The following is a 19,189-nucleotide window of genomic DNA, read 5'->3' on the forward strand; positions in this document are numbered from 1 at the left end:
TCCTTCAAGCAGATTTCGGGGTGAGGCGCTCAAACAGTGCCTCCAATGTATTAAAGCGCTCTTCCGGGCGCTCCATCGGCACCATGAACTTGAACAGGGTTGCGCCTTCGAATTTGTAGCGTTTGGGCTGGCCCTGGATCAGTTTGATCAAGGCCAGTGGGTCCACTGGTGTATCTGCGGCGAACTCGATGCGGCCGCCTTGTGGGCCGCCGTCGACCTTCTTGATCCCCAGTTGCTCGGCCTGGAGTTTGAGCAGGGTCAGGCGGATCAGGTTCTTGGTCGGCTCCGGCAGCAGGCCGAAGCGGTCGATCATCTCCACTTGCAGGTCCTTCAGGCCGTCCTCGTCGGTGGCCGACGCGATGCGCTTGTAGAGGATCAGGCGCGCGTGCACGTCCGGCAGGTAGTCCTCGGGAATCAGTGCCGGCAGGCGCAGGTTGATTTCCGGGCCGCCACCCAGGGGTTGGTCGAGGTTCGGCTGTTCGCCCTTGCGGATGGCTTTCACCGCGCGCTCGAGCATCTCCATATAAAGGGTGAAGCCCACAGCCTGGATCTGCCCGCTCTGGCCGTCGCCCAGCAGCTCGCCGGCGCCACGAATTTCCAGGTCGTTGGTGGCCAGCACGAAACCGGCCCCCAGGTCCTGGGTGTTGGCGATAGCTTCCAGGCGCTTTTCGGCGTCCGGGGTGATTTGCTGGCGCGGCGGTGTCAGCAGGTAGGCGTAGGCCTGGTGGTGACTACGGCCGACCCGGCCACGCAACTGGTGCAACTGGGCCAGGCCGAACTTGTCGGCGCGCTCGATGATGATGGTGTTGGCGCTCGGTACGTCGATCCCGGTCTCGATGATGGTCGAGGCGATCAGCACGTTGAAGCGCTTGTGGTAGAAGTCGCTCATCACCTGTTCGAGTTCGCGTTCGCGCATCTGCCCATGGCCGATGCCGATCCGCGCCTCGGGTACCAGTTCCGCCAGGTCGGCGGCGCATTTCTCGATGGTCTTCACGTCGTTGTGCAGGTAGTACACCTGGCCGCCACGCAGCAGTTCGCGCAGCAGGGCCTCTTTGACCGTGCTCTTGTTCTGCTCCATGACGAAGGTGCGCACCGACAGGCGCCGAGCCGGCGGGGTGGCGATGATCGACAGATCGCGCATGCCCGAGACGGCCATGTTCAGGGTCCGCGGGATCGGCGTGGCGGTCAGGGTCAGGATGTCGACTTCGCTGCGCAGCGCCTTGAGCTGCTCTTTCTGGCGGACACCGAAACGGTGTTCTTCGTCGATGATCACCAGCCCCAGGTTCTTGATCTTCACATCGTCCTGCAACAGCTTGTGGGTGCCGATGACGATGTCGATCTTGCCTTCGGCGAGGTCGGCTACCGCAGCATTCACTTCCTTGGTGGACTTGAAGCGGCTCATCACTTCCACGGTCACCGGCCAGTCGGCGAAGCGGTCGCGGAAGCTGTTGTAGTGCTGCTGGGCGAGCAGGGTGGTGGGCACCAGGATCGCCACTTGCTTGCCGCCGTGGACCGCGATGAAGGCAGCGCGCATGGCCACTTCGGTCTTGCCGAAGCCCACGTCGCCGCATACCAGGCGGTCCATGGGCTTGCCCGACAGCATGTCCTCGCGCACCGCTTCGATGGTGCTCTGCTGGTCCGGGGTTTCCTCGAAGGGGAAGCCGGCACTGAAGGTGGCGTAGTCGGCCTTCGGGTCAGCAAAGGCATAGCCTTCGCGGGCGGCGCGGCGGGCATAGATGTCCAGCAGTTCGGCAGCCACATCGCGCACCTGTTCGGCGGCCTTGCGCTTGGCCTTCTGCCAGGCTTCCGAGCCCAGGCGATGCAGGGGCGCGAGGGCGTCGTCGCTGCCGGTGTAGCGGGCGATCAGGTGCAGGTTGGCCACGGGCACATAAAGCTTGGCGCCCTCGGCGTATTCCAGGGTCAGGAACTCGGCGGCCTGGTTGTCGATTTCCAGGGTCGCCAGGCCCAGGTAGCGACCGACGCCATGGTCGATATGCACCACCGGCGCACCTTCACGCAGCTCGGTGAGGTTCTTGATCACCGCGTCGTTGTTGGCATCGGCGCGCTTTTCCCGGCGCCGACGCTGCATTACTCGCTGGCCGAACAATGGGCTTTCGGCCACCAGGGCCAGGGCCGGATCGTCCAGCACCAGGCCTTCGTCCAGCGGGGCGATGGTGATTGCCAGGCGTTCCTTGCTGGCGACGAAGTCCGGCCAGCTGTCGACGGTCTTGGGCCGCAGCTTGAGGCGCTCCAGCAGCTCCAGCAGCACTTCCCGGCGGCCGGCGGATTCGGCGGTGAACAGCACTCGCCCGGGGAAGTCGTCGAGAAAGCCCGAAAGTGCTGCCAGCGGCTGGTTGGCCTTGGCTTCGATGGCCAGGTTCGGCAGCTCGTGGGCCGGGAAGCGTTCGCGGCCGACACCGGTCTCGATGTCCTGCTGGCTGGCCACCACTCGCGGCCAGTTCTTCAGCCGGGCGAAGCAGTCTTCCACTGGCAGGAACAGTTCGGCCGGGGGCAGGAGCGGGCGCGAAGGGTCGACGCGGCGCTCTTCATAGCGGTTGCGTACATCGTTCCAGAAGTTTTCCGCGGCCTGTTCGATGCCCGGCAGGGAAAACACCTGGGTGTCCTGGGGCAGGTAGTCGAACAGGGTCGAGGTCTCTTCGAAGAACAGCGGCAGGTAGTACTCGATACCGGCCGGGGTAATCCCGCTGCTCAGGTCCTGGAAGATCGGGCAGCGGCGGAAGTCCACATCGAAGCGTTCGCGAAAGCGCGCCTTGAAGCGGGTCACCGCTTCTTTCTGCAGCGGGAACTCCTTGGCCGGCAGCAGGCGCACCGAGTCGACCTTGTCGATGGAGCGCTGGTTCTCCGGATCGAAGGTGCGCAGGGTCTCGATTTCGTCGTCGAACAGGTCGATGCGATAGGGCAGCTTGCTGCCCATGGGAAACAGATCGATCAGTGCGCCGCGCACGGTGAATTCGCCGTGTTCGTAGACGGTGTCCACGTAGCGGTAACCACTGGCTTCCAGGCGGGTGCGCATCTGTTCCACATCGAGCTTCTGGCCGACGTCCAGCACCAGGCTGCTGCCCAGCAGGAACTGGGTGGGCGCCAGGCGGTGCAGGGCAGTGGTGATCGGCACCACCAGCACGCCATGTTCCAGCTCCGGCAGCCGATAGAGGCTGGCGATGCGCTGGGAAATGATGTCCTGGTGCGGCGAGAACAGGTCGTAGGGCAGGGTTTCCCAGTCAGGAAAATGCAGCACCGGCAGATCCGGGGCGAAGAAGCTCAGCTCCTGTTCCAGCCGGTCAGCGCTTTGGCTGTCGGCAGTCAGCAGGAGGGTGAAGCGCTTGGCAGCGCTGGCGGCTTCGGCGATGGCCAGGCTCAGGGCGGCACCGGGCAAGTTGCCCCAATGCTGTTTGCCGGCGGCGGCAGGGAGTAGCGGTAGACGCAGGACGGGCACGGACGGTCAAGCTCCAAGCGTTGCGACAAAGTCGGTAATTGTAACGGCCCCGGGCAGCCACTGTCAGTGGCTGATGCGTCTAATACGCTGGTTGGGGCAAATGTAGTGGCTATGACAACAAAATGCGCTTCTTGACCTGAAATGTAGTGCCGATTGTGGCTGGTGTTACGGAGGGTTACAGACAGGCTGGTGTGATGTCCAAAAAATTGACGCTGCTGGAAGCCGCGGTTTTACTGGTCTCCAGCACAGTGGTGTTTTTTTGCAAGGGCTTTTTGTTACGTTCCGCACGACAGGCGCGCATTGCTACGACAGGAACTGGGCGGCATAATGTAGCCCCTTTTTTCTGCCCCTACATGTGGAAGGTTCCCGTGACTCAGAAGCCCGACCAGTGTCTTGGTGAATGGATCGACCGTGAAGCACTCGCAGAAGCGATGATTCCGCTTATCGGTCAGCTCTACCGCAATAACAACGTGGTGAGCTCGATCTATGGCCGCAGCCTGATCAACCAGTCTGTCATCGCGATTCTCAAAGCTCACCGCTTTGCTCGCCACCGTTCCTCCGACGATAGCGAACTCTCCGTCCACGAAACATTCCCTCTGCTTAAAGCCATGAGCGAGCTCAAGCTCGGCGCGGCATCGGTAGACCTGGGCAAGTTGGCGTTCAAATTCCGTAACGAAGGCAATGGCCGCAGCGCCGAGCAGTTCGTTCGCGAAGAAATGGCTGATGTGGTTGGCCAGCAAAATGCTTCGGCCCGCAAAGGCACTGACGTAGTCCTGTACGGCTTCGGTCGTATCGGCCGTCTGCTGGCGCGCATCCTGATCGAGAAAACCGGTGGTGGCGACGGCCTGCGTCTGCGCGCCATCGTGGTGCGCAAGGGCGCCGAAAACGACCTGACCAAGCGCGCCAGCCTGCTGCGTCGCGACTCGGTGCACGGTTCGTTCAACGGCACCATCACCATCGACGAAGAAAACAACACCATCACCGCCAACGGTAACCTGATCCAGGTCATCTACGCGAAGAACCCGACCGAGGTGGACTACACCCAGTACGGCATCAAGGACGCTCTGCTGGTGGACAACACCGGTGTATGGCGTGACGCCGACGGTCTGGGCCAGCACCTGGCCTGCCCGGGTATCGATCGCGTTGTTCTGACCGCGCCAGGCAAAGGCAAGCTGAAGAACATCGTTCACGGTATCAACCACAACGAAATCACCGCTGACGACAAGATCGTGTCCGCCGCTTCCTGCACCACCAACGCCATCGTGCCGGTGCTGAAGGCTGTGAATGACAAGTTCGGCATCATCAACGGTCACGTCGAAACCGTTCACTCGTACACCAACGACCAGAACCTGATCGACAACTTCCACAAGGGCGATCGCCGTGGCCGTAGCGCCGCGCTGAACATGGTGATCACCGAGACCGGTGCTGCTACTGCTGCTGCCAAGGCCCTGCCTGAGCTGGCCGGCAAGCTGACCGGTAACGCGATCCGCGTTCCGACGCCAAACGTGTCGATGGCCATTCTCAACCTGAACCTCGAGAAAGCCGCCACCCGTGAAGAGATGAACGAGTACCTGCGCTACATGGCGCTGCACTCCGACCTGCACAAGCAGATCGACTTCGTCAACTCGCAGGAAGTGGTGTCCACCGACTTCGTGGGCTCGCGTCACGCCGGTGTGGTCGACGCTGAAGCGACCATCGTTCAGGACAACCGCGTTGTTCTGTACGTCTGGTACGACAACGAGTTCGGTTACAGCTGCCAGGTAGTGCGCGTGATGGAAGACATGGCCGGGGTCAACCCGCCAGCGTTCCCACGCTAAGCGACTGCTGAAATGAAAACGCCCCGACTTGTCGGGGCGTTTTTGTTTGTGGCTTGCGCCGGCAAGCCAGGTCGGCGCAAGCCCGTAGGAGCTGGCTTGCCAGCGAAGCTTTTGTCTCAGGCGCCGCGCGCTGTTGCCGCTTGCGCGGTACGCAGTTCGTGGCGATTGCCGCGGAACAGCACCAGGGTGGCGATCAGCCCCAGCACCGCCGCGCCACTGAGCCAGATGCCCGGAGCCGCCTGATTGCCCAGGACGTGGATCAGGTAGGTGCAGGCCGCCGGGGTAAAGCCGCCGAAGGTCGCGGTGGCCAGGCTGTAGGCCAGGGAGAAACCCGTGGTGCGCACTTCCACCGGCATGATTTCAGTCAGGGCCACCACCATCGCGCCGTTATACGAGCCATAGAGGAAAGACAGCCACAGCTCGACGATCAGCAGGTGGCTGAAGCTGGGGTTGGCCACCAGCCAGGACAGTGCCGGATAAGCCGTGAAGATGGCCAGGATGGTCGCCCCCAGCAGCAGCGGCTTGCGGCCGATCTTGTCCGACAGCGACCCCATGACCGGCAGCCAGAAGAAGTTCGACAGACCGATGCACACGGTTACCAGCAGGGCGTCGAAGTCCGACAGGTGCAGTTCGGCCTTGCCGAAGGTCGGGGTGTAGGCGGTGATCAGGTAGAAGGACACGGTGGTCATCACCACCAGAGCCATGCCGGCGATGACGATGCCGAAGTTCTGGCCGATGGAACGGACGATTTCCTGCAGCGAAGGGCGATGCTTGCGGGCCTGGAACTCAGGGGTCTCTTCCAGGGAGCGACGGATCATGAAGATCGCCGGAACAATCATGCAGCCCACCAGGAACGGCACGCGCCAGCCCCAGTCACCCATTTGCTCGGGGCTCAGCCAGTGGTTCAGGCCTACGCCCAGCAGGCCGGCGAAGACCACTGCGGCCTGTTGGCTGGCCGACTGCCAGCTGACGAAGAAGCCCTTGCGGCCCGGCGTGGAGATTTCGGCCAGGTACACCGACACCCCGCCCAGCTCGACGCCGGCGGAAAAGCCCTGCAGCAGGCGACCCAGCAGCACCAGCAAGGGCGCGGCGACGCCAAGGGTGGCGTAGCCCGGCACGCAGGCAATCAGCACGGTGCCCGCGGCCATCAGTGCCAGGGTAATGATCAGGCCTTGGCGACGGCCGTGACGGTCAATGTAGGCACCGAGGAAAACCGCTCCCAGGGGGCGCATCAGGAAGCCCGCGCCAAAGGTCGCCAGGGACAGCATCAACGAGGCGAAGGCGCTGTCCGCAGGAAAGAAGGTCTTGGCAATCGCCGTGGCGTAGAAGCCGTAGACCATGAAGTCGAACATCTCGAGAAAGTTGCCGCTGACAACGCGAAAGATCGCCTTGCCTTTGCCCGTGGTCGTGGACATTTTTTTCACTCACTTTGGCTGTCTTGTTAGCAATCCCTGGTCGTTATGCGTCCCTTACTGCAAAGTCGGGGCTCGAGGCTGCACGCTGAACAGTTTTGTAACGATATGTGTATGAAAGCCATCCGGCAACAAAAACTCTTGGGGTGGCAGGGCGGCTCTAGATCAAGGTTCTGCCCGTAGCCAAGGCGGTGGGACGCCGGGCAGGCGGCCTCCGTCTGTCGCATAATGGCCATTTGCACTGTCAGCTGGCCCAGCAGGGCGGTTGATCGGGAGGAACACCTTGTCGGGTAAGCAACGATCGCGATGGAGCGCTTTGTACGCCGCGCTGGTGCTGTTGGCCGGTTGTGGCGGTGAGCGCCTGGAAAGCCTCTCCGGGCCGACCATGGGCAGCACCTGGTCGGTGCAGTATGTGCGTCACGCCCAGGGGCCGGCGCCGTCGCTGGTACAGGCTGAGGTCGAGGGGATTCTGGCCGAGGTCGACGGGCAGATGTCCACCTATCGCAGCGATTCGGACATCGAGCGTTTCAACGCCTTGCCCGCTGATAGCTGCCAGCCGATGCCGGAGCCGGTGTTGCAGTTGGTGCGAGTGGGTGAGCAGTTGTCCCGGGACAGCGACGGCGCCTTCGACCTGACGGTGGAACCGCTGCTGGATCTCTGGGGTTTTGGCCCTCAGGGGCGAGAGGAAAAGGTTCCCGGCGCGTCAGCCCTGGCTGAGGTGCGGCAGCGGGTAGGGCACGCTCACCTGCGTATCGAAGGGCAGGAGCTGTGCAAGGATGCGCCGGTGGAGGTGGATTTCAACAGCATCGCCGCAGGCTATGCGGTGGACCGCATCGCTGCCCGGCTCACGCAACTGGGGATTGACAGCTTCCTTGCCGAAGCCACCGGTGAGCTCAAGGCCGTGGGTCGCAAGCCCGACGGCTCACCATGGCGGATAGCCTTGGAGGAGCCGCGTGATGACCAGCAGGTAGCCCAGCGGGTGATCGCCCTGGATGGTTTTGGCGTTTCCACTTCCGGCGACTACCGTAATTACTTCGAGCAGGACGGCCAGCGTTACTCCCATACCTTCGATGCCCGGCTCGGCCAACCCATCGCCCACCCGTTGGCCTCGGTAACGGTGATTCATCCTTCGGCGTTGATGGCCGATGGCCTGTCGACGCTGTTGCTGATACTCGGCCCGGAGGCGGGCTGGGACTACGCGGAAAAACACGGCATCGCCGGATTTTTTGTGATGCGCAGCGCTACAGGTTTCGTCACACGCAGCAACCCGGCTTTCGATGCGCTGCTGGCCGGGCAAAAACAATAACCTGGTGCGCTGTTGCGCAGCCTGTAGTGCAGGCAAAAGTAGCCTACGACGCGACCAAGGGTTAATGTGCGCGGCGTTGACGCTTCTATAGACTGTGCCCGGGTTCGTAACCGAGCCAAATTGATCCTTCATGCCGCTGGCCGCGGCATGATTTAGCCGGAGACGCCAGAAGGGTGTCTCGGCCTGTTCTGAGGAGTACGCATGGCTGTCTACAACTACGACGTAGTGGTGCTGGGCTCAGGCCCCGCTGGAGAAGGTGCGGCGATGAACGCCGCGAAAGCAGGACGCAAAGTGGCGATGGTCGATAGCCGTCGCCAGGTCGGCGGCAACTGCACCCACCTGGGTACCATCCCGTCCAAGGCCCTGCGTCACTCGGTCCGGCAGATCATGCAGTTCAACACCAACCCGATGTTCCGGGCCATTGGCGAGCCGCGCTGGTTCTCCTTCCCGGACGTGCTCAAGAGCGCCGAGAAGGTCATCTCCAAGCAAGTGGCCTCGCGTACTGGCTACTACGCCCGCAACCGGGTCGATGTGTTCTTCGGCACTGGCAGCTTCGCCGACGAGCAGACCGTGGAAGTGGTCTGCGCCAACGGCGTGGTGGAAAAGCTGGTAGCCAAGCACATCATCATCGCCACCGGTTCGCGCCCCTATCGCCCCGCGGATATCGATTTCAGCCACCCGCGTATCTACGATAGCGACACCATCCTCAGCCTCGGCCACACCCCGCGCAAACTCATCGTCTACGGCGCCGGGGTCATCGGTTGCGAATACGCCTCGATCTTCAGTGGCCTGGGGGTTCTGGTGGAGCTGGTGGACAACCGCGGCCAGTTGCTGAGCTTCCTGGATTCTGAAATTTCCCAGGCCCTGAGCTACCACTTCAGCAACAACAACATCACCGTGCGCCACAACGAGGAATACGACCGCGTTGAAGGTGTGGACAACGGCGTGATCCTGCACCTCAAGTCCGGCAAGAAGATCAAGGCCGACGCCTTGCTCTGGTGCAACGGCCGTACCGGTAATACCGACAAGCTGGGCATGGAGAACATCGGGGTCAAGGTCAACAGCCGCGGCCAGATCGAAGTCGACGAGAACTACCGCACCTGCGTGCCGAACATCTACGGGGCCGGTGACGTGATCGGCTGGCCGAGCCTGGCCAGTGCCGCCCACGACCAGGGTCGTTCCGCGGCCGGCAGCATTGTCGACAACGGCAGCTGGCGCTTCGTCAACGACGTGCCGACCGGGATCTACACCATTCCCGAGATCAGCTCCATCGGCAAGAACGAGCAGGAACTGACCCAGGCCAAGGTGCCTTACGAGGTGGGCAAGGCGTTCTTCAAGGGCATGGCCCGTGCGCAGATCGCCGGCGAGCCTCAAGGCATGCTGAAGATCCTGTTCCACCGGGAAACCCTGGAAGTCCTCGGCGTCCATTGCTTCGGCTACCAGGCTTCGGAGATCGTGCACATCGGCCAGGCGATCATGAGCCAGCCGGGCGAGCTCAACACCCTGAAGTACTTCGTCAACACCACCTTCAACTACCCGACCATGGCCGAAGCCTATCGGGTAGCGGCATACGATGGCCTCAACCGGCTTTTTTGAGCGGCTCCGGCCGGTGGCCTGAGCCGGCCGGGGAGACCGATTTCAGCGATTCTCGAGGGTGGCGCTGGCCAAACCGGGAAAGTCTGTAATCAGGCTATCTACGCCGAAGTCGGCGAGCCTGCGCATCAGCGCAGGCTCGTTGACCGTCCATACCGACACATGCAAGCCCTGGCGCTGCGCCCGTTGCAGACGCTCTGGGGTGCACAGCGTCCAGTTCAACGCCAGAATCTCGCAGCCATAGCTCTGGGCGACCTTCAATGGGTCGAGCCAGGCGTATTCGGCGACTAGTCCGCGGGACAGGTCCGGGGTCAGCTCCACGGCGGCCTTCAATACTTCCCGAGAACTTGAGGTCACGGTGACCTTGTCCAGCAGGCCGAAACGCTGGGCCATTTCGCGAATCGCCAGCACCGTGGTGGCGGCGCGGGTGCGTGAGGCGCTCTTGACCTCCAGCTGCCAGTGCTCGAAGTCGCATTTCTCGAACAGCTCTTCCAGGCGCGGAATGGGGCAGGGGTTGACCCAGCCCGGGCCGCCCTTGCGCGCGTCGTAGGTCACCAGCTCGGCGGCGGAATGCTCCACCACTTTGCCGCGCCGGTCTGTGGTGCGCTTGAGGGTCGGGTCGTGGATCACCATCAACTCGCCGTCCATGGACAGGTGCAAGTCGAGCTCGCAACGGCGCACGCCGTGCTTGAGGCACTCCTGAAAGCTGGTCAGGGTATTTTCCGGTGCTTCGCCTTTAGCGCCGCGATGGCCATAGATCAGGGTCACAATTGCTCCTTCACGGATGTTGTTCCTTAAGAGAGGGTCGGGCGTACTGCTCAGCCGGCGGCGGGGTCGCTCTGCTCCCGGGCCTGGCGGCGTTGCTGGGCCTGTTTCTGCAGGATATAGCGCGCCAGCAGCTGGCGTTGGGCATCGGTCAATGCTTCGAACTCGGTGCCGATCTCGAAGGTGCCAAAGCTCTGGGGCTCGCAGTGGGTGACCTTGGCCCGCAGCAGCAGGCCCAGGGCCTGCGGCATCAGCAACAGCTTCACCGCCAGATGGCTGCCGGTTGGGTAGCACTGGTGATGGCTGAATTCGATGCCGCCCTCGGACAGAATGACCCGCTGCGGCTCGCCGAACTTGCCGAACACCGTTTGCGCCACCACCTGGCTGAGCAGGTCGATGCGTTTGTTCATGGCCTTGAGGTAGCTGGCCAGGGTGCGATCGCGCTCGCTGACCTGGCGCAGCAGATGCTGGGATTCGAATTCGCTCAGGTGCAGTTCACTGAGCAGATTGAACAGTGGGGACTCATCCTGCAACACTTCCTTGCTCGCCGCGTCGAGGGCGGACAAGGGGCTAATTTCCAGTGCGATCGTGTCCTCGATACGGTAGTATTCGCGGCGATCTTCTTCATCTAATGTCGACATGGCGAACCCATGGTAGAGGCAGTGGTCTGAGTGTAAAGCTGCTTACCAGGCCCCGCCACAAGGACGTCTTCTTTTCCTCTGCACAAGCCCCGACATGTTCAGACCTCTGTTTGCTTTTATCGGCACGCGTTACACCCGTGCAAAGCGTCGCAATCATTTTGTGTCATTCATTTCCCTGACTTCGATGATCGGACTCGCCCTTGGCGTGATCGTGATGATCGTGGTGCTGTCGGTGATGAACGGCTTCGATCATGAGATGCGCACCCGCGTGCTGGGCATGGTGCCCCACGCCACCATCGAATCCGGCGAACCCATCAGCGACTGGCAAAGCCTGGCCGACAAGGTCAGGCAGAACCCCAAAGTGCTGGCGGTGGCGCCGTTCACCCAGATGCAGGGCCTGTTGACCAACAATGGCCAGGTGCAGAAGGTGCTGCTCAATGCCATCGACCCTGAGCAGGAGCGGCAGGTGTCGATCATCGACCACTTCATGCAGCAGGGGCAGTTGGACGCGCTGGCGCCCGGTAGCTTCGGCATTGTCATTGGTGACAAGGCGGCAACCAAGCTGGGTGTCGGCCTGGGAGACAAGCTGACCTTCGTCGCCCCGGAAGTCACGGTGACCCCGGCCGGGATGTTCCCACGGATGAAGCGTTTTACCGTGGTGGGCATCTTCCATGTCGGCGCCGGCGAGATCGACGGCTACCTGGGCCTGACCAACCTCCAGGACCTGGGTCGCCTGCACCGCTGGAAGGCGGATCAGGTACAAGGCCTGCGGCTGAAGTTCGACGACCTGTTCCAGGCCCCGCGCACCGCCTGGGAAATCGCCCAGCAGCTGGGTGAGAACCACTATTACGCCCGCGACTGGACCCGTACCCACGGCAACCTGTACCAGGCCATCCGCATGGAAAAAGCCATGATCGGCCTGTTGCTGCTGCTGATCGTCGCGGTGGCCGCGTTCAACATCATCTCGACCCTGGTGATGGTGGTGAACGACAAGAAGGGCGATATCGCCATTCTCCGCACCCTGGGGGCGACGCCGGGAACCATCATGGCAATCTTCATGGTCCAGGGCACGGTGATCGGCGTGGTCGGCACCTTGATCGGTGCTGTGCTGGGGATGCTGGCGGCGCTGAACGTGAGTGCCGCGATTTCTGCCCTTGAAGGCCTGATCGGCCACAAATTCCTGAATGCCGACGTGTATTTCATCGACTACCTGCCGTCGCAACTGATGGCCGAGGATGTGTTGATGGTCTGCGGCGCGGCATTGGTCCTGAGTTTCCTCGCCACCCTGTATCCAGCCTGGCGTGCGGCGCGCACCCAGCCTGCGGAGGCGCTACGTTATGAGTGAGTTGGGCATGAGTGAAAAAGCAATCCTGAGCTGCCGCGACCTGGGCAAGTCCTATGAGGAAGGCCCGGAATCGGTGGTGGTCCTGTCTGGCCTGCAACTGGAGCTGCACCCGGGTGAGCGAGTGGCCATCGTCGGCACTTCCGGCTCGGGCAAGAGTACCTTGCTCAACCTGCTGGGCGGCCTGGATACGCCATCCAAGGGCAGCGTCTGGCTGGCGGGCGAGGAGCTTTCGGCGCTGGGCGAGAAGGCCCGCGGCCAGTTGCGCAACCGCGCCCTGGGTTTCGTCTACCAGTTCCACCACCTGCTGCCGGAGTTCACCGCGCTGGAGAACGTCTGCATGCCGCTGCTGATTGGCCGCACGCCGATCCCGGAAGCCCGTCAGCGTGCCACCGCGCTGCTGGAGCGGGTCGGGCTCGGCCATCGGCTGGAGCACAAACCGGCCGAGTTGTCCGGTGGCGAGCGCCAGAGGGTGGCCATTGCCCGGGCGCTGGTGAACAAGCCGGGGCTGGTGATGCTCGATGAGCCCACCGGCAACCTCGACTCGCACACGGCCCAGGGAATTCAGGACCTGATGCTGGAGCTCAGTACCTCGATGCGCACCGCCTTCCTGGTGGTGACCCACGACATGAACCTGGCTCGACAGATGGACCGCGTACTGCACCTGCAAGAAGGTCACCTGGTCGCCATCTGATGCGCCCGCACACGGCGTCGGCGGCTGGGCTGTCGATGCCGGGTCATTAATCTTTCCAGGGTGCCTTGCCCATGTTCAGACCTTTATCGATCTTTATCGGCACGCGCTACACCCGCGCCAAGCGGCGCAATCGTTTTGTCTCGTTCATTTCCATGACCTCGATGATCGGCCTCGCCCTGGGCGTGTTGGCGATGATCGTGGTGCTGTCGGTGATGAACGGCTTCCAGCGGGAAATGAGCTCGCGCATCCTCGGCATGGTGCCCCACGCCACTATCGTTGGGGTCAAGCCCATCGATGACTGGCAGCCGGTGGCCGCGGCGGCCCTGAAGAATCCGGAAGTCACCGCCGCGGTGCCCTTTACCGAGATGGAGGGCATGCTCTCCTACAAGGGGGCGATGCAGCCGATCCAGATCAGCGGCATCGATCCGGCCCAGGAAGGCAAGGTGTCCATCGTTGCCCAGCATATTGTCCAGGGCAGCCTGCAAGACCTGAAACCTGGCGAGTTCGGCGTGGTGATCGGCGAGATCACGGCCCGGCGCTTTCGCCTGAACGTCGGCGACAAGCTGACCCTGATCGTGCCTGAAGTGAGCACTGCACCGGGGGGGATCACCCCGCGCATGCAACGCCTCAACGTGGTTGGGGTGTTCAAGGTGGGGGCCGAGCTGGATGGCTCCATGGGCCTGATCCATGTGGCCGATGCTGCAGAAATGCAGCACTGGCAGCCGAACCAGGTGCAGAGCGTGCGCCTGGCGGTCAAGGACCTGTATGCCGCGCCAAAGGTCTCGGCGGATATCGCCAAGGGCCTGGGGGCGGACTTCCGCGCCGATGACTGGACCCACACCCAGGGCAGCCTGTTCAGCGCGATGAAGATGGAAAAGACCATGATCGGCCTGTTGCTGCTGATGATCGTGGCGGTGGCGGCGTTCAACATCATCGCCACCTTGATCATGGTGGTGAATGACAAGGGGGCGGACATCGCGATCCTGCGCACCATCGGCGCCACACCACGGCAGATCATGGCGATCTTCATGGTCCAGGGGACGGTGATCGGTATCGTCGGCACCCTGATCGGCGGGGTGCTGGGGGTAATCGCGGCGCTGAACGTGAGTGAGCTGGTGGGCTGGCTGGAAAGAATCAGCGGCCAGCAGATCTTCAGCTCCGATGTGTATTTCGTCAGTAACCTGCCTTCTGAACTGCAGGGCGGCGACGTGGTGCTTATCTGTGGTGCCGGCTTCGTTCTGAGCTTCCTGGCGACCGTGTATCCGGCCTGGCGCGCGTCCAAGGTCGAGCCGGCCCACGCTTTGCGCTACTCCTGAGACCCGCCTTCGCCGGCCGCCGGCTCCTGTCCGATTGGTGCAGGAGCCGGCTGGCCGGCGAACAGTCCTTCAATCCTGCCTTGGCAACTCGATCACGAAACGGGTCCAGCCCGCTGCCGATTCGCATCGGATCTGCCCGCCGTGGGCACGAATGATCGACTGAGTGATCGCCAGCCCCAACCCCGCATGTTCACTGCTGCCTTCGCGCCGTGCCGGGTCGGCCCGGTAGAAACGGTCGAACAGGCGTGGCAGTACATCCTGGGCGATCCCTTCGCCGGTATTCTCGATGCTCAGGCTCAGGTGCTCGGCACTTTCGTTGATGCGCACCTTGACCGCGCCCCCGGCCGGAGTGAAGCGCAGGGCATTGTCCAGCAGGTTGGACAACGCCCGGCGCAGCATGCTGCGGTCCCCGGCAAAGCCGGCCTGGCCTTCACGGGTTAGTTCGATCTGTGCGTCTTCGGCCAGGGGGCCATAGAACTCCAGCAGCATGTCGGTTTCCTGGGCCAGCTCCAGCGCTTCGCGCCTGGGTGTAAGCAAGCCGTGGTCGGCCTTGGCCAGGTACAGCATGTCGTTGACCAGTTGCGCCATCCATTGCAGCTCCTCCAGGTTGCTGTGCAGGGCTTCGCGATAGTCCTCCAGCGGCCGGGGGCGGGTCAGGGTGACCTGGGTGTGGGTCAGCAGGTTCGACAAAGGGGTGCGCAGTTCGTGGGCGATGTCGGCGGAAAATGCCGAGAGGCGCTGAAACGACTCTTCAAGACGGCCCAGCATGGCGTTGAAGCTGCTGGCCAGTTCCGCCAGCTCGGCGGGCATCTGTTCCTGGGGCAGGCGCTGGGTCAGGGAACTGGCGGAGACCCCGGCGGCCACCGCGCCCATGCGCCGCAACGGGCGCAGGCCGCTGCGGGCGGCCCAGGCGCCGAGCAGGGCAGTGGCCAGGGCCGAGAGGCCCACGGTGAGCCAGATCAGGTGTTGCATGCGCTGCAGAAAGTGCTGGTGATGGGTGATGTCGAGGATCAGGGTCAATTGCGGCGAGGCCGCCTGGCCGGGGTTCAGCGCTGCTGTGTAGAGCCGGTAGGCGGTGCCGGCCTGCTCCAGGCTGCGCAGGCCGGCACCGCCAGGCAGAGAGGCGGGCAGGCCGGGGGCGCTGTCGAACCAGAGCTGGCCATTGACGTCGCCGACTCGTAGCTGCAGGTCCGGCTGGTGGCTCAGTTCGTCCTGCAGCCTGGCCTGGCGCGGGGGGAAGTCCCCGGCCTCGTTGACATCCTGCAAGGCGCTGCGCAGGGCCAGCAGCTTGCCGTCCAGCAGTTGCTGATCCAGTTCGATGAAATGGGCTTCGCTGGCGCGGCTGAACAACACCCCCGCCAACAATGAGACCACTGCGGTGCAGGCGGCGAACAGCAGCGCCAGGCGCCCGCTCAGGGACAGGCGGCGCATCAGGCCTGGCGCTCTTCGAGCACGTAGCCCATGCCGCGTACGGTATGGATCAGTTTGTTCGGGAAATCGTCGTCGATCTTCAGGCGCAGGCGGCGGATGGCTACTTCGATGACGTTGGTATCGCTGTCGAAATTCATGTCCCAGACCTGGGAGGCAATCAGCGACTTGGGCAGGACTTCGCCCTGGCGCCGCAGGAGCATTTCCAGCAGGGCGAATTCCTTGGCGGTCAGGTCGATGCGCTGGCTGCCGCGTTCTACCCGGCGGCGGATCAGGTCCAGGCGCAGGTCTGCCAGTTGCAGGCTGGTTTCCTGGGCCACGGCGCTGCCCCGGCGCAGCAGGCTGCGGACCCGGGCCAGCAGTTCGGAGAAGGCAAAAGGCTTGACCAGGTAGTCGTCGGCCCCCAGTTCCAGGCCGTGCACCCGGTCTTGCACGGCATCCCGGGCGGTGAGGAACAGTACCGGCATCTCCAGCCCGGCGCTGCGCACCGCCTGGAGGATCTGCCAGCCGTCGCGACCCGGCAGCATCACGTCGAGAATCAGCAGAGCGTAGTCGCCGGTCAGGGCCAGGTGCTGGCCGGTGCTGCCGTCGGCCACCAGTTCGGCGTTGAAGCCGGCCTCGCTCAGGCCCTGGCGCAGGTAGTGGCCGGTTTTGGGTTGGTCTTCGACGATCAGCAGTTTCATGGTGGGACTCGTGGCGGTTGGAACCCGGGCTTTATACCGTGCAGCAGGCCAGGGCAGTGCAAGCTGACAAAGTTGTAATCTGCATGTCAGCTGGCTGGCAGCGGCAGGGCTCTAGAGTGTGCCACAGGCTGAATCCCGATCTTGTTGGAGTCTGATGATGAGTATGCAAAACCTGTTGTGGCGAAGCCGGTCGATCCTGGGGGGCTGCCTGATGCTGTTGAGCGCACCGCTCTGGGCCTCGCCGGCCGGCTCTTACGATTTTGGCCAGCCGGCGCCTGCGGCCAAGGCCACTCGCAGTGTCGAGGTGGTGATGGGGGACATGTCGTTCAATCCCAAGGCCCTGGAGATCAAGGCCGGCGAGACGGTGCGATTCGTGCTGATCAACAAGGGGCAGTTGCTGCACGAGTTCAATCTGGGCAACGCGGCCATGCATGCCGAGCACCAGCAGGAAATGCTCAAGATGCAGCAGAGCGGCATGCTCACCCCGACCGGCATGAAGGCGATGGATCATGGAGCCATGGGCCACGGCTCAATGGCAGGCATGGACCATGGCATGCAGCATGACGATCCCAACAGCGTGCTAGTGGAGCCGGGCAAGCAGGCCGAACTGACCTGGACCTTCAGCAAGAGCGGCAACCTGGAGTTCGCCTGCAACATTCCAGGGCACTACCAGGCCGGGATGGTGGGCAAGCTGACGGTCACCCCATAGGCATCCGGGGCTCAAAGGCGGGAGCAAAGGCTGATAGAATCCGCTGATTCTTCAGTCAGGTTTCCGCCATGCATCCCGCAGCCGAACATTCGCCGCTGGGCAAGTCCAGTGAATACGTCTCCACTTACACCCCGTCCTTGCTGTTCCCGATTCCCCGGGCGGCAAAATGGGCCGAGCTGGGCTTGAGTGCCGATACCCTTCCTTATAAGGGCGTGGACTACTGGAACTGCTTCGAGTTGTCCTGGCTGCTGCCGTCGGGTAAGCCGGTAGTGGCTATCGGTGAGTTCAGCATTCCCGCCGATTCGCCGAACATCATCGAATCCAAGTCGTTCAAGCTGTACCTCAATTCGCTGAACCAGACGCCGTTCGATGATCGGGCGACCGTTGAGGCCACCTTGCGCACTGATCTGTCGGCTGCTGCCGGCAAGCCGGTAGGCGTGCGGATCCGCAGCCTGCAGGAGGTCGAGGCCGAAGGCGTGGTGGCGCTGCCTGGGGTGTGTATCGATGATCTGGATATCAGTGTCGACAGCTATGAGTACCCGCGCCCCGAACTGCTGCGCTGCGATGCTTCGCGCGTGGTGGAGGAGAGCGTGCACAGTCATCTGCTCAAGTCCAACTGCCCGGTAACCAGCCAGCCGGACTGGGGCAGCGTGGTGGTGCAATACCGGGGCGCGGCTCTGGATCACGCCAGCCTGCTGGCCTATCTGGTGAGCTTCCGCCAGCACTCGGACTTTCACGAACAGTGCGTGGAGCGGATCTTTCTCGACCTGCAACGCTTGCTCAAGCCGGAGAGACTCACCGTGTATGCGCGTTATGTGCGCCGCGGTGGGTTGGATATCAACCCTTACCGCAGTACCGAAACCGCGGATTTCGCCAATCACCGGTTGGTACGCCAGTAAAAGCAAAGCCCCGCTCCGAGAGCGGGGCTTTTGCTTTGTGGGGTTGGCTACTGGGGGTTGCTCAGATGCCGATGTTGCCCAGGGTCTGGACGATATTGCGCAGGGTTCCGGCAATCGCCGGGTGTTCCAGTTCGAAGCGTTCCACGGCCAGATTGACGCCGTCGGCGAGGCTGGCGTCCTGGGTGCCGGTCTCCAGTTTGAGTTGCAGTTCGATCTGCTGCATCAGTTCTTGCAGATTGTTGCGCTCGGCTTCGGAAAGCGGTGGGTTCTGTTCCAATTGCTCGCGCAGGGTGTCGAGTTGTTCTTGCAGTTCGCGGGCAGGCATGGCGTTCTCCCTTTATTGATAGGCACAGGGATGGACCGCGCTGTCGAGCCAAAGGTCCATGCCCACGGCTTAGAGTAATCCACTCCCAGGCGCTGTGCATGATCCTGATCAACAGGCTTATGTCAGGGTTTTTCACCCTTGAGCCGGCGCAGTTCGATGTCCGCCAGGCAGGTGTTCAACTCCCCCAGATGGTCGATGACCGAATGCACCCCCAGGCCGAAGAGCTGCACCGTGGCCTTGCCACGCTTGAATTCCCGTTCTTGCTGGCTCAGGGTCTGCCATTCGCTGGGGGTCATGCCGCACAGGGAGCCGCAAGAGGCCAGGCCGATGGTCCAGAGGCCGGCATTGAGGCCCGACTGCAGCAGTTGGGGTTCGCCGCTGACTAGGACACAGCCGTCGATGCCTTTAACGTTGAGCGCCATCAGCGCCTGCCAGCAGGCATCGGGTGCGGGCCAGGGGGCGGGGGAGTGAGGTGCCGGCGTGATCCAGTCCGGCAGGACGGCAGCCAATTGGCGGCTACTGGCGGGGAGCAGTTGCTCCAGCCAGGCGCAGGGGATGCCTTGCTGATGCAGGCGCCGCAGCGTTTCCAGTGCGCCAGGTGTGGCTTGGGCTTGCTCCGGATCAGGTTTGTCCGTGGCTTGCTGGCGCATCCGCGCGCCGAAATCCACCAGGCAGCCACTGAGGCCGAAGAGTACGGCAGTCAATGGGCGGGCGGGTTGCACTGAGGCGTCGGCGTGGGGCATGTCAGCGTCCTTGAAATACCCTTGGAGGCTAGCGGCAGAACATGACATGCAGGTGACAGTAC

At 62.9% G+C, this 19,189-nt stretch carries 16 protein-coding genes; 8 read left to right on the forward strand and 8 right to left on the reverse strand.

Annotated features, from left to right (window positions below):
* Positions 1 to 4: 4 nt before the first annotated feature.
* Complete coding sequence (gene mfd, locus BM382_RS25090; RefSeq protein WP_072444144.1) at positions 5 to 3,454, reverse strand: transcription-repair coupling factor; 3,450 nt, start codon at positions 3,452 to 3,454, stop codon at positions 5 to 7.
* Positions 3,455 to 3,807: 353 nt separating this feature from the next.
* Between mfd and BM382_RS25095 the strand changes: the two genes are divergently transcribed.
* A complete protein-coding gene (locus BM382_RS25095) occupies positions 3,808 to 5,271 on the forward strand; it encodes a glyceraldehyde-3-phosphate dehydrogenase (protein WP_011060275.1) in 1,464 nt (487 codons plus the stop codon).
* A gap of 116 nt (positions 5,272 to 5,387) precedes the next feature.
* On the opposite strand, the gene BM382_RS25100 is transcribed toward BM382_RS25095, so the two are convergent.
* The gene (locus BM382_RS25100; RefSeq protein WP_019093676.1) at positions 5,388 to 6,686 is read right to left on the reverse strand and encodes an MFS transporter; all 1,299 of its coding nucleotides are present in this window, start codon (positions 6,684 to 6,686) and stop codon (positions 5,388 to 5,390) included.
* Between the two features lie 382 nt (positions 6,687 to 7,068).
* On the opposite strand from BM382_RS25100, the gene BM382_RS25105 reads away from it, so the two are divergent.
* Together BM382_RS25105 and sthA are read left to right on the forward strand one after the other, a co-directional pair.
* Positions 7,069 to 7,989, forward strand: a complete 921-nt coding sequence (locus tag BM382_RS25105) for an FAD:protein FMN transferase (protein WP_225368792.1) — start codon at positions 7,069 to 7,071, stop codon at positions 7,987 to 7,989.
* Positions 7,990 to 8,190: 201 nt separating this feature from the next.
* Positions 8,191 to 9,585: a Si-specific NAD(P)(+) transhydrogenase gene (gene sthA / locus BM382_RS25110; RefSeq protein WP_011060278.1), complete on the forward strand. Its 1,395-nt coding sequence runs from the start codon at positions 8,191 to 8,193 to the stop codon at positions 9,583 to 9,585.
* A gap of 42 nt (positions 9,586 to 9,627) precedes the next feature.
* Here the strand turns inward: sthA and BM382_RS25115 are convergent, their stop codons facing one another.
* Together BM382_RS25115 and BM382_RS25120 are read right to left on the reverse strand one after the other, a co-directional pair.
* On the reverse strand, positions 9,628 to 10,350 hold the full coding sequence (locus BM382_RS25115) for a glycerophosphodiester phosphodiesterase (RefSeq protein WP_015634820.1): 723 nt from the start codon (positions 10,348 to 10,350) through the stop codon (positions 9,628 to 9,630).
* Positions 10,351 to 10,400: 50 nt separating this feature from the next.
* Positions 10,401 to 10,988 carry a PilZ domain-containing protein gene (locus BM382_RS25120; protein ID WP_011060280.1) on the reverse strand — a complete coding sequence of 196 codons (588 nt, stop codon included), beginning with the start codon at positions 10,986 to 10,988 and terminating at the stop codon, positions 10,401 to 10,403.
* Between the two features lie 94 nt (positions 10,989 to 11,082).
* On the opposite strand from BM382_RS25120, the gene BM382_RS25125 reads away from it, so the two are divergent.
* The 3 genes from BM382_RS25125 (at position 11,083) to BM382_RS25135 (ending at position 14,340) form a co-directional block, all read left to right on the forward strand.
* Positions 11,083 to 12,333 carry a lipoprotein-releasing ABC transporter permease subunit gene (locus tag BM382_RS25125; protein ID WP_047336178.1) on the forward strand — a complete coding sequence of 417 codons (1,251 nt, stop codon included), beginning with the start codon at positions 11,083 to 11,085 and terminating at the stop codon, positions 12,331 to 12,333.
* A 7-nt stretch (positions 12,334 to 12,340) separates the two neighbouring features.
* On the forward strand, positions 12,341 to 13,024 hold the full coding sequence (gene lolD, locus BM382_RS25130) for a lipoprotein-releasing ABC transporter ATP-binding protein LolD (RefSeq protein WP_015634822.1): 684 nt from the start codon (positions 12,341 to 12,343) through the stop codon (positions 13,022 to 13,024).
* 71 nt (positions 13,025 to 13,095) lie between these two features.
* Positions 13,096 to 14,340, forward strand: a complete 1,245-nt coding sequence (locus BM382_RS25135; protein ID WP_011060283.1) for a lipoprotein-releasing ABC transporter permease subunit — start codon at positions 13,096 to 13,098, stop codon at positions 14,338 to 14,340.
* A gap of 69 nt (positions 14,341 to 14,409) precedes the next feature.
* Here BM382_RS25135 and BM382_RS25140 read toward each other — a convergent pair whose 3' ends face one another.
* Both BM382_RS25140 and BM382_RS25145 read right to left on the reverse strand, forming a co-directional pair.
* The gene (locus BM382_RS25140) at positions 14,410 to 15,771 is read right to left on the reverse strand and encodes a heavy metal sensor histidine kinase (protein WP_072444142.1); all 1,362 of its coding nucleotides are present in this window, start codon (positions 15,769 to 15,771) and stop codon (positions 14,410 to 14,412) included.
* Positions 15,771 to 16,451, reverse strand: coding sequence for a heavy metal response regulator transcription factor (locus BM382_RS25145; protein WP_041116967.1), 681 nt, complete (start codon positions 16,449 to 16,451; stop codon positions 15,771 to 15,773). Before BM382_RS25145 ends, BM382_RS25140 begins: the two co-directional genes overlap by 1 nt.
* 157 nt (positions 16,452 to 16,608) lie before the next feature.
* Here BM382_RS25145 and BM382_RS25150 point away from each other — a divergent pair, with 157 nt between their 5' ends.
* Positions 16,609 to 17,160 (forward strand): copper-resistant cuproprotein CopI, encoded by a 552-nt coding sequence (locus tag BM382_RS25150; protein ID WP_019093682.1) that lies wholly within the window; start codon positions 16,609 to 16,611, stop codon positions 17,158 to 17,160.
* Between the two features lie 68 nt (positions 17,161 to 17,228).
* Complete coding sequence (gene queF / locus BM382_RS25155; RefSeq protein WP_072444140.1) at positions 17,229 to 18,059, forward strand: NADPH-dependent 7-cyano-7-deazaguanine reductase QueF; 831 nt, start codon at positions 17,229 to 17,231, stop codon at positions 18,057 to 18,059.
* Positions 18,060 to 18,120: 61 nt separating this feature from the next.
* On the opposite strand, the gene BM382_RS25160 is transcribed toward queF, so the two are convergent.
* On the reverse strand, positions 18,121 to 18,384 hold the full coding sequence (locus BM382_RS25160; RefSeq protein ID WP_011060288.1) for a DUF4404 family protein: 264 nt from the start codon (positions 18,382 to 18,384) through the stop codon (positions 18,121 to 18,123).
* A gap of 122 nt (positions 18,385 to 18,506) precedes the next feature.
* Positions 18,507 to 19,127, reverse strand: coding sequence for an HAD superfamily inactivated hydrolase PcrP (locus BM382_RS25165; RefSeq protein ID WP_072444138.1), 621 nt, complete (start codon positions 19,125 to 19,127; stop codon positions 18,507 to 18,509).
* Positions 19,128 to 19,189 lie beyond the last annotated feature (62 nt).

The organism is Pseudomonas sp. NFPP25, from assembly GCF_900116505.1.
Lineage (GTDB): Bacteria > Pseudomonadota > Gammaproteobacteria > Pseudomonadales > Pseudomonadaceae > Aquipseudomonas > Aquipseudomonas protegens.